Source organism: Bradyrhizobium sp. USDA3010, from assembly GCF_056429065.1.
This window is the reverse complement of the sequence record NZ_JBWJZD010000022.1, coordinates 100676-113356: the sequence shown is the minus strand read 5'-3', so window position 1 is coordinate 113356 and position 12681 is coordinate 100676. Positions and strand designations below refer to the sequence as shown.

At 65.8% G+C, this 12681-nt stretch carries 14 protein-coding genes; 6 read left to right on the top strand and 8 right to left on the bottom strand.

The features are described from left to right. The first annotated feature begins 1 nt into the window (after window position 1). Genes fliG through flbD form a run of 4 tightly spaced genes read left to right on the top strand, consistent with a single transcriptional unit; the run spans window position 2 to window position 3512 of the window. On the top strand, window positions 2-1087 hold the full coding sequence (fliG, locus tag AC066Y_RS28395) for a flagellar motor switch protein FliG (protein WP_021077001.1): 1086 nt from the start codon (window positions 2-4) through the stop codon (window positions 1085-1087). Then, window positions 1087-1710, top strand: coding sequence for a FliH/SctL family protein (locus AC066Y_RS28390; RefSeq protein WP_478276743.1), 624 nt, complete (start codon window positions 1087-1089; stop codon window positions 1708-1710). Before fliG ends, AC066Y_RS28390 begins: the two co-directional genes overlap by 1 nt. 18 nt (window positions 1711-1728) lie before the next feature. Beyond that, window positions 1729-2079: a flagellar motor switch protein FliN gene (fliN, locus tag AC066Y_RS28385; RefSeq protein WP_456659307.1), complete on the top strand. Its 351-nt coding sequence runs from the start codon at window positions 1729-1731 to the stop codon at window positions 2077-2079. 53 nt (window positions 2080-2132) lie between these two features. Further along, window positions 2133-3512, top strand: a complete 1380-nt coding sequence (gene flbD / locus AC066Y_RS28380; RefSeq protein WP_478276742.1) for a sigma-54-dependent transcriptional regulator FlbD — start codon at window positions 2133-2135, stop codon at window positions 3510-3512. Window positions 3513-3554: 42 nt separating this feature from the next. Here the strand turns inward: flbD and AC066Y_RS28375 are convergent, their stop codons facing one another. After that, window positions 3555-3734, bottom strand: coding sequence for a hypothetical protein (locus tag AC066Y_RS28375; RefSeq protein WP_478276775.1), 180 nt, complete (start codon window positions 3732-3734; stop codon window positions 3555-3557). Window positions 3735-3889: 155 nt separating this feature from the next. Between AC066Y_RS28375 and AC066Y_RS28370 the strand changes: the two genes are divergently transcribed. Further along, window positions 3890-4267 carry a hypothetical protein gene (locus AC066Y_RS28370; protein ID WP_478276741.1) on the top strand — a complete coding sequence of 126 codons (378 nt, stop codon included), beginning with the start codon at window positions 3890-3892 and terminating at the stop codon, window positions 4265-4267. 24 nt (window positions 4268-4291) lie between these two features. Here the strand turns inward: AC066Y_RS28370 and AC066Y_RS28365 are convergent, their stop codons facing one another. From AC066Y_RS28365 to AC066Y_RS28335, 7 genes are all read right to left on the bottom strand, one after another. Continuing rightward, complete coding sequence (locus AC066Y_RS28365; protein ID WP_092117278.1) at window positions 4292-4882, bottom strand: flavin reductase family protein; 591 nt, start codon at window positions 4880-4882, stop codon at window positions 4292-4294. Between the two features lie 7 nt (window positions 4883-4889). Next, the gene (locus AC066Y_RS28360) at window positions 4890-5735 is read right to left on the bottom strand and encodes an ATP-binding cassette domain-containing protein (protein ID WP_478276772.1); all 846 of its coding nucleotides are present in this window, start codon (window positions 5733-5735) and stop codon (window positions 4890-4892) included. 8 nt (window positions 5736-5743) lie between these two features. Then, window positions 5744-6550 (bottom strand): ABC transporter permease subunit, encoded by an 807-nt coding sequence (locus AC066Y_RS28355; protein ID WP_092117282.1) that lies wholly within the window; start codon window positions 6548-6550, stop codon window positions 5744-5746. Further along, window positions 6547-7728, bottom strand: coding sequence for an FMNH2-dependent alkanesulfonate monooxygenase (gene ssuD / locus AC066Y_RS28350; RefSeq protein WP_456760983.1), 1182 nt, complete (start codon window positions 7726-7728; stop codon window positions 6547-6549). Before ssuD ends, AC066Y_RS28355 begins: the two co-directional genes overlap by 4 nt. Further along, window positions 7710-8663: a sulfonate ABC transporter substrate-binding protein gene (locus AC066Y_RS28345; protein WP_478276740.1), complete on the bottom strand. Its 954-nt coding sequence runs from the start codon at window positions 8661-8663 to the stop codon at window positions 7710-7712. The genes ssuD and AC066Y_RS28345 overlap by 19 nt, the downstream gene beginning before the upstream one ends. A gap of 38 nt (window positions 8664-8701) precedes the next feature. Continuing rightward, window positions 8702-9652 carry a sulfonate ABC transporter substrate-binding protein gene (locus AC066Y_RS28340; protein ID WP_478276739.1) on the bottom strand — a complete coding sequence of 317 codons (951 nt, stop codon included), beginning with the start codon at window positions 9650-9652 and terminating at the stop codon, window positions 8702-8704. 216 nt (window positions 9653-9868) lie between these two features. Further along, window positions 9869-11074, bottom strand: coding sequence for an LLM class flavin-dependent oxidoreductase (locus AC066Y_RS28335; protein WP_478276738.1), 1206 nt, complete (start codon window positions 11072-11074; stop codon window positions 9869-9871). Between the two features lie 217 nt (window positions 11075-11291). Here AC066Y_RS28335 and AC066Y_RS28330 point away from each other — a divergent pair, with 217 nt between their 5' ends. Continuing rightward, a complete protein-coding gene (locus AC066Y_RS28330) occupies window positions 11292-12401 on the top strand; it encodes an ATP-dependent DNA helicase (RefSeq protein WP_478276737.1) in 1110 nt (369 codons plus the stop codon). Window positions 12402-12681: the final 280 nt, after the last annotated feature.

Genomic DNA, 12681 nt, shown 5'->3' with positions numbered 1-12681 from the left:
CATGGCCGCCGTACCCCAGACCACCAACGCCAACGACATCGCCACTGTCCTCTCGACGCTGGCGAACCGGCAGAGCGCCCGGCCCAAGGGCAAGCCGCTGCCCGGCCCGAAGCGCGCCGCGATCCTGATGCTCGCGCTCGGCGAGCAGTATGGCGGCAAGATCTGGTCGATGCTCGACGACGAGGAGGTCCGCGAGCTGTCAGTCCACATGTCGACACTCGGCACCGTCGAGGCCGACGTGGTCGAGGACCTGATGCTGGAATTCGTGTCGCGGATGTCGGCCTCCGGCGCGCTGATGGGCAATTTCGACGCCACCGAACGGCTGCTGCAGCAATATCTGCCGGCCGAGCGCGTCACCGGCATCATGGACGAGATCCGCGGCCCCGCCGGCCGCAACATGTGGGAGAAGCTCTCCAACGTGCAGGAAGAGGTGCTCGCCAACTACCTCAAGAACGAATACCCGCAGACCATCGCCGTGGTGCTGTCGAAACTGAAGCCGGAGCACGCCGCGCGCGTGCTGGCGATCCTGCCCGAGGACATCGCGCTCGACGTGGTCGGCCGCATGCTGCGGATGGAGGCGGTGCAGAAGGAAGTGATCGAGCGCGTCGAGCAGACGCTGCGCACCGAGTTCATGTCGAACCTGTCGCAGACCCGCCGCCGCGACGCCCATGAGGTGATGGCCGAGATCTTCAACAATTTCGACCGCCAGACCGAGACCCGCTTCATCACCTCGCTGGAAGAGGAAAACCGCGAATCCGCCGAGCGCATCAAGGCGCTGATGTTCACCTTCGACGACCTGATCAAGCTCGATTCCGCCTCGGCCCAGACGCTGATGCGCAACATCGACAAGGACAAGCTCGGCGTCGCGCTGAAGAGCGCCAACGAGGAGGTGCGCAGCTTTTTCCTCGGCAACATGTCCTCGCGCGCCGGCAAGATGCTGATGGACGACATGGCCGCGATGGGCCCGGTGCGCCTGCGCGACGTCGACGAGGCCCAGGCGCTGCTGGTCAACCTCGCCAAGGACCTCGCCGCCCGCGGCGAGATCACCCTGACCAAGAACCGCGCCGACGACGAGCTGGTGTACTGATGGCCGCGCCCGCAAAATTCCTGTTCGACACCGACTTCTCGGCGCCGGACCGTTCGCGCGAGCGCGCCCCGACCCCGGCCGAGGTCGCGCAGAAGGTCGCCGACGCCGAGGCGCGGGCCTATCGCGCCGGCTATGAGGCGGCGCTGCGCGAGGCCAAGGTCGAGAGCGACCGCCGCGCGGCGCAGGCGCTGGAAGAGATCGGCACCGCGATCAAGGGCATCGCCGCCCGCTTCGCCGGCATCGAGACCCGGATGGAAACCGAGGCCGTCGATGTCGCGGTCGCGGTGGCCCGCAAGCTCTGCTCCGAACTGGTCGCACGCGAGCCGCTCGGCGAGATCACCGCGCTGGTCTCCGACTGTTTCTCGCATCTGGTGGCGACGCCGCATCTCGTGGTCCGCATCAATGACGCGCTCTACGAGGCGGCGCAGGACAATATCGAGCGGGTGGCGGCGCATTCCGGCTTCCAGGGCCGGCTGGTGATCCTGGCCGAGCCCACGATTGCGACCGGTGACTGCCGGATCGAATGGGCCGACGGCGGCGTGGTGCTGGAGCGCGCCGCGATCGAAGGCAAGATCAACGAACTCGTCGGGCGCTATCTGGCGTCCCGCAGCCAGGCCGGCTGAAGGATTGAGGGCTGAACCATGAGCGACACCGACACCCAAGTCCCGCTTCCCGATCTCAACGCCGCCGACGCGCCCAGGATCGACGACATCGGCTACAACGAGGACGAAAATGCCGCGCGCATCGCGGCCGACCTCGAGGCCGTGTTCGACGTGCCGGTGCAGGTCTCGGCGGTGCTCGGCCGCTCCAAGATGGACGTCGGCGACCTGCTGAAGCTCGGACCGGGCACCGTGCTCGAACTCGACCGCCGCGTCGGCGAGGCGATCGACATCTACGTCAACAACCGCCTGGTGGCGCGCGGTGAAGTGGTGCTGGTGGAAGACAAGCTCGGCGTGACCATGACCGAAATCATCAAGGCAGAACGCTCGTAACAACCAGACGGTAGCGCGCGGAACCTGCGCGACCAGACGAACAGGAGATCATCATGCGGCTTCTCATCGTTGGCACCCTGAAGGGCCAGCTCACGACCGCGACCAAGATCGCGATGGACAATGGCGCCTCGGTGACCCATGCCGAGGCCGCCGAGCAGGCGATGAACGTGCTGCGCAGCGGCAAGGGCGCCGACCTCCTGCTGGTCGATGTCGGTCTCGACATCCGCGACCTCGTGATGCGGCTCGAGGCCGAACACATCCACGTCCCGATCGTCGCCTGCGGCATCTCCAACGATGCCCGCGCCGCGGTCGCCGCGATCCATGCCGGCGCCAAGGAATACATCCCGCTGCCACCCGACCCCGAGCTGATCGCAGCGGTGCTCGCCGCGGTCGCCAACGACGCGCGCGACCTGATCTATCGCGACGAGGCGATGGGCCGGGTGATCAAGCTCGCGCAGCAGATCGCGGGCTCCGACGCCTCCGTGATGATCACCGGCGAGTCCGGCACCGGCAAGGAGGTGCTGGCGCGCTATGTCCATTCCCGCTCGGCCCGCGCCAAGCGACCGTTCATCTCGATCAACTGCGCCGCGATCCCCGAGCACCTGCTGGAATCCGAACTGTTCGGCCATGAGAAAGGCGCCTTCACCGGCGCGGTGGCGCGCCGCATCGGCAAGTTCGAGGAAGCGACCGGCGGCACGCTGCTGCTCGACGAAATCTCCGAGATGGATGTCCGGCTGCAGTCCAAGCTGCTGCGCGCGATCCAGGAGCGCGTGATCGACCGCGTCGGCGGTACCAAGCCGGTTCCGGTCGACATCCGCATCATCGCGACCTCGAACCGCAATCTGTCGGAGGCGGTGCGCGAAGGCAGCTTCCGCGAGGACCTGCTGTTCCGCCTCAACGTCGTCAACCTGAAGATCCCGCCGCTGCGCGATCGTCCGGCCGACATCCTCGAACTGGCGCAGCATTTCGCCAAGAAATATGCCGAGGCCAATGGCGTGGCGGTCCGCCCGATCTCGACTGAGGCCCGCCGCGTCCTGACCGCGAACCGCTGGCAGGGCAACGTCCGCGAGCTCGAGAACACCATCCATCGCTCGGTCCTGATGGCGCAGGGCGACGAGATCGGCGCGGACGCGATCCTGACCCCCGACGGCGACCGTCTCGACCTCGCCAAGACCGCGGTCGCGCACGCCACGCTGGCCGCCGAGCAGGTCACCCGCGCGCTGGTCGGCCGCACGGTTGCCGACGTCGAACGCGACCTGATCCTGGAAACGCTGAAGCACTGCCTCGGCAACCGCACCCATGCCGCCAACATCCTCGGCATCTCGATCCGCACGCTGCGCAACAAGCTGAACGAATATGCCGACGGCGGCATCCCCATCACCCCCGCCGGCAATGGCGCGCCCGACTATCAGCGCATGGCGAGCGCCGGCTGAGAAAGGGAAAGCGGCGGGCGATCCCGCCGCGACTGCCGCGCCTCACGAATAGTTGGGCGCATCGGGCTTGCGAAAGATCCGGATCGGATCGCCGGGTGTGATGTCGCGGCCGGTGAAGGTCACATACGCATAGAGCGCGAGATACGCGACGGCGATTGCGCCGACGAGATAGAACAGCCAAGCTCCCACGCGCTTCATCGAACCGTCACGTCTGCGAAACATCCGCGGCTTTTAGTGCGCTGGCCGGCAAAGCGCCACGGCCAACATGCCGCGCCGGCCCCCTTGCCGTTCCCTTGCCATTCATCCCTTGAGTCTTGCGGGCGGTTGCCTTATTCAATCTCCTATTGTGTTTCTATTTTAGACAACTGGAGAGTGATATGGCCCTTTACGCGCAGACCAGCGGCACCCTGTCCACCACCTCCGCGACGTTCACGGCGATGCAAGGCCTCAGCCTGACGATCCCGGAGGGCGTCGGCACCACCGCGATCATCACCCTCAACGTTCCGAATCCCTACGCCACCGGCAACGATATTCCGGGCGGCATGTTCGGCGTCACTGTCAATGGCGCGGTCTCGCCGGTGGTCGCGAGCTTCACCTATAACGAGACCCCGTCGAGCTTTGGCCGCATCCCGACCACGCTCGTCGTCGGCATTCCGCTGGGCAATTCGGCTCAGACCATCCAGGCCGTATGGGCCGGCGTCCGCGGCAGCACCGTGATCATCGACAGCCCGGCGTCGCTGAGCGCAGTCTTCTGACGCCTGATCCGGACAAGCAGCGCGCTAGCGCACGCCCCGGGGATGAACGTGACGTGACGGCAGGCTGACCTCGGCCAGCCTGGCGGCGTCTTCGTCGCGGTCGATCGCGACATATTCGCCGTGCCAATACGCCAGTGCGGCGGTGCGCTCCGATGCGATCACATCGAGCACGCGACCGATGACGATCGCGTGCGAATGCCGCTCGATGACCTCCTCAACCTCACAGTCGATCGCAGCCAGCGCCCCGACCAGCAACGGCGCGCCCGAGGCGCGCGTCGTCCATTCGGCTCCAGTGAACCGGTCGGCGCCCTTCAGGCCGCCCTTGCCGGTGAAGCGCTCGGCGATCTCGAGCTGATCCGCGGTCAGGATGTTGACGCCGAACACGCCATGGCGCGCGATCAGCGGCCACGACGAGGCAGCGCGGTTGATGCTGACGACCAGCGACGGCGGCTCGACCGACAGCGACGACACCGAGGTCACCGTCATTCCCGAGATTTCCTTGCCCCGGCCGGCCGTGATGACGCTAACGCCGCCGGTCAGATGGCGCATCGCGCCGCGGAACTCGGTGGCGGAGACCGCGGGCTCGATCGAAACATTACGGACAACGGAATTCATGGCGGCCTCACAGATCGGACGTGTCTTCGCTGCCCTCGAGCAGGTGCTTCAGTATCTCGCCTTCCAGCGCGGCGAGCTCGGCCGAACCGCGGCGGCGTGGCCGCGGCAGGTCGATCGTGACATCCTCGGCGATCCGGCCGTCCTCGATGACCAGCACGCGGTCGGCGAGCGCGACCGCCTCGGCGACATCGTGCGTCACCAGGATCGCGGTAAAGCCCTGGTCGCGCCAGACCCGCTCCAGCAATTGCTGCATCGAGATCCGGGTCAGCGCATCGAGCGCGCCGAGCGGCTCGTCGAACGCCAGCACGCGCGGCTGGCTGACCAGCGCCCGCGCCAGGGCCACACGCTGCTTCTGGCCGCCTGACAGCACCGAGGGCCACTGGGCGCGCTTGTCGCCGAGGCCGACCTCGACCAGCGCCCGCTCGGCGCGGGCCTGCGCGTCGGCCGATGAGCGCTCGCGCCCAAGCCCCACCTCGACATTGGACAGCACCCGCGCCCAGGGCAGCAGGCGCGGCTCCTGGAACATGACGCGGACGTCCTGCGCCCGGGGTTCTTCACCGAAGGCGATGCTGCCCGCCGTCGGCGCGTCGAGGCCGGCGATCAGGCGCAGCAGCGTGCTCTTGCCGCAGCCGCTGCGGCCGACGATCGCGACGAACTGGCCGGCCGGGATGTGCAGGTCGATGCCGCGCAGCACCTCATTGTCGCCGAACGCCTTGCGCAAGCCGCGGATGGTCAGCGACAGGCCGCGGGCCGCGCCTTCCGCCACGCGCCGCAAATGCCGCGCCTTCACGACGATGTCGGCGTGGTCGACCGGTTCGGCGTCGACGGGCTGGAAACGAAGCGCTTCTTGCATTCTCATTCTCACTTCTTCTGGAAGGCGGGGTGCCACGACAAAGTGAGCCGCTCCAGCGCCCGCGAGGCGCTGTCGGCGAGCTTGCCGAGCAAGGCGTAGATCAGGATCGAGAGCACGACGACGTCGATCAGCATGAATTCGCGCGCCTGCATCGCCATGTAGCCGAGGCCCGACGAGGCCGCGATGGTCTCGGCGACGATCAGCGTCAGCCACATGATGCCGAGCGCGAAGCGCAGCCCGACGAAGATCGAGGGCAGCGCGCCCGGGAAAATCACCCGGCGGAACAGCTCGCCGTCGGTCATGCCGTAGATGCGGCCCATCTCGATCAGCTGCGGATCGACGGTGCGGATACCGTGCAGCGTGTTGAGATAGATCGGGAAGAACACGCCGAGCGCGACCAGGAACAGCTTTGCCGACTCGTCGATGCCGAACCACAGGATGACGAGCGGGATCAGCGCCAGATGCGGGATGTTGCGCACCATCTGCAGCGTGGTGTCGGTGAGCTTCGCCGACAGCTGCGACAGCCCGTTGGCGAGCCCGAACGCAAAGCCGATGCCGCCACCGATCACGAAGCCGATCGATGCGCGCCAGAAGCTGACCCAGATATTGCGAACGAGTTCGCCCGAGAGCAGCAGCTTCCACCCGGCGAGCGCGACATCGGTCGGCGCCGGCAGCACGCGCGAGGGAACAAAACCGGTGACGCAGGCAAGCTGCCAGACCAGTACGATCGCAAGCGGCACGATCCAGGGGATCAGGCCGTCGACCTTGGGGAGTTTCGGCGCGCCGACACGTGGTAGTGAATCGATCAAGCTCATGATTGCGATGCCTGCTTCTGCGGACGGTAGTCGTTGCCGATGGTTTCTCCGAACGGCCCGGTGTTGACGCGGATCGGCGTCACGTTGCCCGGCTGCGCCAGCGACAGCAGCGGGAACACCAGCTCGGCGAACCGATAGGCTTCCTCGAGATGCGGGTAGCCCGACATGATGAAGGTATCGACGCCGACGTCCTGATACTCCTTGATCCGCGCGGCGACGGTCTGGGGATCGCCGACCAGCGCGGTGCCGGCGCCGCCGCGCACCAGGCCGACGCCGGCCCAGAGGTTCGGGCTGATCTCTAGCTTGTCGCGCCGTCCGCCATGCAGCTGCGCCATGCGCTGCTGGCCGACCGAATCCATCCGCGCAAAGATCTTCTGCGCGGCAACGATGGTATCGTCGGTGACGTACTGGATCAGTTCGTCGGCGGCGCGCCATGCCTCCGCGTTGGTCTCGCGCACGATCACATGCAGGCGGATGCCGAACGACAGCTTGCGGCCGCGTTGCGCGGCAACAGCCTTCACCTTGGCGATCTTCTCGGCGACCTGCGCCGGCGGCTCGCCCCAGGTCAGATATTTGTCGACGGTGTCGACCGCGACGTCGATGCCGGCGTCCGACGAGCCGCCGAAATACAGCGGAGGACGCGGCGACTGCACCGGATTGAACAGCAGGCGGCCATCCTCGATCCGGATGTGCTTGCCTTCGACATTGACCGTCTTGCCGGCGAGCAGATCGCTGTAGACATTGAGAAACTCGCGCGTCACCGCGTAGCGTTCGTCGTGGTCGAGGAAGATGCCGTCGCCCTTGTTCTCGATCGGATCGCCGCCGGTGACGACGTTGATCAAGAGACGGCCGTTCGACAGCCGGTCCAAGGTCGCGGTCATGCGGGCGGCAACGCTCGGCGACTGCAGGCCGGGCCTGACCGCCACCAGATAGCGCAGGCGCTCAGTCCAGGGCGCGACGGCTGATGCCACCACCCAGGAGTCCTCACAGCTCCGCCCGGTCGGCAGCAGCACGCCGTAATAGCCGAGCTGGTCCGCGGCCTGCGCGATCTGGCGCAGATAGTTGAAGTTCACCTCGCGGCCGCCGATCGACGTGCCGAGATAGCGGCTGTCGCCGTGGGTCGGCAGGAACCAGAGGATGTTGGCGTTGGTTGGGGTGCTCACGTGCCCGGCCTCCATGCGACGTCGGAAATCTTGATTTGTCTGGGGATCAGGCCGAGCGCGAAGAACGTGTCGGCGACCTGCTGCTGATCCGCGATCACGGTGTCGGTGACCGGCTTGATGCCGTAGGCCTGCCGCTTCAGCGCGACCTCGACCACCGGCACCGACAGGCCGATGCTCGGCGCGAGTTGTTCGGCGACGGCCTGGATGTCGCCCTTGGCCCAGTCATCGACCGCGCTCAGCTGCGCCAGCACGAGTTCGACGATCTTCGGATCGGCCTGCAGGAACTTCTTCGAGGCGAAATAGAACTGATAGTTGGCGACGATGCCGGTGCCGTCGGCGACGGTGCGCGCGCCGGTCGCAGCCTCCGCCGCGGCCTGGAACGGATCCCAGATCACCCAGGCATCGACCGCCCCGCGCTCGAACGCCGCGCGCGCATCGGCCGGCGCCAGGAACACCGGCTCGATCTCGGAATATTTGACGCCGGCCTTCTCCAGCGCCTTCACCAGCAGATAGTGGACGTTGGAGCCCTTGTTCAGCGCGACCTTCTTGCCCTTCAAATCAGAAACCGACTTGATCGGGCTGTCCTTCGGCACCAGGATCGCCTCGCCTTTCGGCGCCGGCGGCTCATAGGCGACATACTGGATCGGTGCGCCGGCGGCCTGCGCGAAGATCGGCGGCGCCTCGCCGGTGTTGCCGAAATCGATCGCGCCGACATTGAGCGCTTCAAGCAGCGGCGGCCCGGACGGAAACTCGGTCCACACCACCTTGGTACCGACCGCTTTCAGCTTCTCCTCGAGCGAGCCCTTGCTCTTCAGCAGCACCAGCTTGCCGTATTTCTGATAGCCGATGCGGACGACTTTCTCCTGGCCGTAGGAGGCGCCGACGGTGGCGGCGACGATGCTGAGCGAGAGCACCGCGCGGGCGACCCAGCGCCGAAATAAACGCGTCATGGGAATATCCTCTGCATTGAATTGACCAAACGCGCCGATCAGGTCTGGGTGTTGCGCCAGACGATGTCGCGGATCGCGATCTGCCTTGGGATCAGGCCGAGCTTGAAGAAGCGGTCGGCGACGCCCTGCTGGGTCGCAATGATGTCGTCGGTCACGGGGCCGACCGAGAAGCCGGCCCGCTTTGCCGCGATGGTCTGGATATCGAGCGGGACGCCGGTGACGGCGGCCAGCGATTTCGCGACCTCGTCGGGATGCGCCTCGGCCCATTTCGCCGTCGATGTCGTGACATCGACGATCTGCTGCAGCAGGGCGCCGTGCTTGTTCGCGAAATCGCGGTTAGCGATGTAGAACGCGTTGGTCTTGGTGATATCGCTGCTCTTGACCAGAATGCGACCGTTCTGCCTGGTCTCGGCGATCGCAAAATACGGATCCCAGATCGCCCAGGCATCGATGCCGCCATTGGCAAAGGCAGGACCTGCGTCCGGCGGCGTCAGATAGACCGGGGTGATGTCGTCATAGGTCAGCCCGGCCTTCTCCAGCGTCTGGATCACGACGTTATGCGCGCTGGATCCCTTGGTGAAGCCGACCCGCTTGCCCTTGAGATCGGCGATGGCGGTGATTGCCGAATTCTGCGGCACCAGAATGCCGGAGCCATTGATGATGGGCTGCGCGGCGGCATAGACGATGGCCGCGCCCGCGGCCTGGGCGAAGATCGGCGGGGAATCGCCGACCGCGCCGTAATCGACGCTGCCGACATTCATCGCCTCCATCATCGGCGGGCCCGAGGAGAACTCGACCCATTTCACGCTGACGCCCTGCGGCTTGAAATGATTTTCCAAGGCCTCACGCTGCCGCGTGATAACGAGCACGCCGTTCTTCTGGTAGCCGATACGAATTTCCTTCGCGTCCGCCTGGGCCTGCGCGCGCCCTGACAGCGCAGCAGCAGCTGCTGTGACAAGCGACAGCTGGAGGAACTCACGACGCTTCATTCCAAGACTCTCCTGACGATCAAGCGCGCTTCTCAACACGCGATCATGCGATGTCAGGATGATGGGGCGCGCGAATGAAGCTGTCGAGCACCGCACAAAAATAGCGATGCCGGCACTTCGGTGCAGGCATCGCACGTGCCGTTTCGTTCAAGGCGCGGGTCGCGCGTAGCGAATTATTTTCTTCACGCGATCGCGAGGTCGCTGCTCAAGAATCGATCAGCCCGCGGCTGCGGTCTTCGGGCCGACATTGACCGCGAGTTTACCGTAGCGGTCCGAGAACGCCTGGGTGTCGATCTCCTCGAGCTGGATCGAGCCGTCAAGCACGCCCTTCTTCCAGGCATCGTGCTCGGGATCATGCTGGAACTCCGGCATCACTTCCTTGCCGAACAATTCGAGCGACTCGCAGATGTGCTCATGGGTGTTCTTGCCGGCCTGGTTGAGCAGGATCACCTGGTCGATATGCGAGGCGCGGAAGCGCCGCAGCTTCTTAGCGATCGTTTCCGGCGAACCGATCAGGCCGCCGCGCAGCGCGGCCTCCTGCGCCTCGGGATTCTCGCGCTTCCACTTGTTGTACTCGTCCCACATGTTGACGGTGCCGGGCGCCGGCCGCTGCCGGTTCTGCGCCTGACCGTAATAACGCAGCGCGAACTGGAAGAAGGTCGCGCCGTCGGCGCGCCGACGCGCTTCCTCATCGGTCTCCGCGCACATGAAGAACGAGACCAGCGCCATGTTGGGATTGATCTCGTAGCCGGCGAGCTTCTTCAGCCGCTTGGTGATCGCGTTGTAATAGGCGTGCACCCAGGCATGCGCCGCCTCGGCGCTGACGAACTGGAAGCCGAGCGCGCCAAATCCGTTCTGGCCGGCGCGTTCGATCGTCGGCAGCTGCGAGCACGCCATCCACAGCGGCGGATGCGGCTTCTGCACCGGCTTCGGCACGACGTTGCGCAGCGGGATGTCGAAATACTTGCCGTGATGTTCGGTGCCTACCTTGGTGAACATCGGGAAGATCGCACTCACCGCCTCCTCGAACACCTCGCGCTTGGTCTCCATGTCGCGGCCGAACGGCGTCAGCTCGGTGATCGAGGCGCTCTCGCCCATGCCGAACTCGCAGCGGCCGTTCGAGAGCAGATCGAGCACCGCGACCCGCTCGGCGACGCGCGCGGGATGATTGGTGGTGAGCTGGAAGATGCCGTGGCCGAGCCTGATGTTCCTGGTGCGCTGGCTCGCGGCGGCGAGGAAGGATTCCGGCGCCGGCGAGTGCGAATATTCCTCGAGGAAGTGATGCTCGACGACCCAGGCGTAGTCGTAGCCGAGCCGGTCGGCGGTCTCCAATTGCGTCAGCGCGTTCTGGTAGAGCCTGAGCTCGTCGCCGTCGTTCCAGGGGCGCGGCAGCTGCAGCTCGTAGAAGATGCCGAATTTCATGGCGTCACTCCCAAGGTCGCGTGCTTGACCATTTGTCGTGGTCCCCGACCATTTGTTGTTTTGCGGCAGTCTAGTGCCACAGCACCCCAAGTCTAGCCTCGGGGACGAAACCACAATTCCGCGTAGCGGAAGCCGGCTTGATCGGAACGCACGAATGGTTAGCTTGCAACGAGCTGAGTCGCGGCGTTATTGATCGCGCTCACCCTTCCGAAAGCTCATGACCACCTTTACGCCGCACCAGGATTCCGCGCTGAAAGCCGTTGCCGACTGGCTGAAAGCCAAGCCCGGCCAGAACGGGACGCCGCCGGTATTCCGCCTGTTCGGCTATGCCGGAACCGGCAAGACCACGCTCGCCCGCCACATCGCCGAAGGCGTCGATGGCGAGGTGAAATTCGCGGCCTTCACCGGCAAGGCGGCGCTGGTGATGCGCAACAAGGGCTGCGACAGCGCCTCCACGATCCATTCCCTGATCTACCGCGCCCGCGAGTCCGGCGTCGAGCAGCCGAGTTTTGAGCTGTGGGACGACGCGCCGGCATCAAAAGCGAAGCTGATCGTGATCGACGAATGCTCGATGGTCGATGCCGAGCTCGGCCGCGACCTGATGTCGTTCGACTGCCCGCTGCTGGTGCTCGGCGACCCCGCGCAATTGCCGCCGATCCAGGGCGGCGGCTTCTTCACCGACGCCGAACCGGACGCGATGCTGACCGAGGTGCACCGCCAGGCGCAGGACGATCCGATCGTGCGGATGTCGATGGATATCCGCGAGGGCCGCGAGCTCGAGATCGGCCGCCATGGCGAGAGCGAGGTGGTCTCGCGCAAGGAGCTCGATCCCGACCGCGTGATGAGGGCCGACCAGGTGCTGGTCGGCCGCAACAACACCCGCCGCGCCTACAACATGCGAGTGCGGCAGCGGCAGAACATCGAGGATCCTCTCCCCGTCGCCGGCGACAAGCTGGTCTGCCTGCGCAACAACCGCAAGAAGGGCCTGTTCAACGGCGGACTGTGGCGGGTCAAGGCGCGCGCGCAGTCGAAGTCGAAGATCATCACCATGCGCGTGATGCCGGACGAGGATTTCGGCTACAAGGTCACCAAGGTCTCGGTGCGCGGCGAATGTTTCGACGGCGGCGTCGAGGGCGTGCCGTGGGAGCAGCGCAAGCCCTATGACGAGTTCGACTACGGCTATGTGCTGACCGTGCACAAGTCGCAGGGCTCGCAATGGGACGACGTCGTGCTGTTCGACGAGAGCTTTGCGTTCCAGGACTCGCGCGCGCGGTGGCTCTATACAGGCATCACGCGGGCGGCGAAGCGACTGAGCATCGTGGTGTGAAGGTCCCGCAGGCGCCGACGTCATCCTGACAGCAGGTGAGCGTATGCCTCGCAGGCGGGCCCAACCTTCAGCGTCGTCCTGGCGAAAGCCAGGACCCATTACCCCGCCTGCTTGTTGTTGCGGGACGCTGGGGCCACGATCCCGCCTACAGTTACATTTGGTGGTTATGGGTCCTGGCCTTCGCCAGGACGACGGGCGTGGAGAGGCCGCGGGCAAAAATCCATCACCGTCATCCCTGAACCTCGCTGATTTCCCTCACGAAACCGTGTGGCCGGCGCGG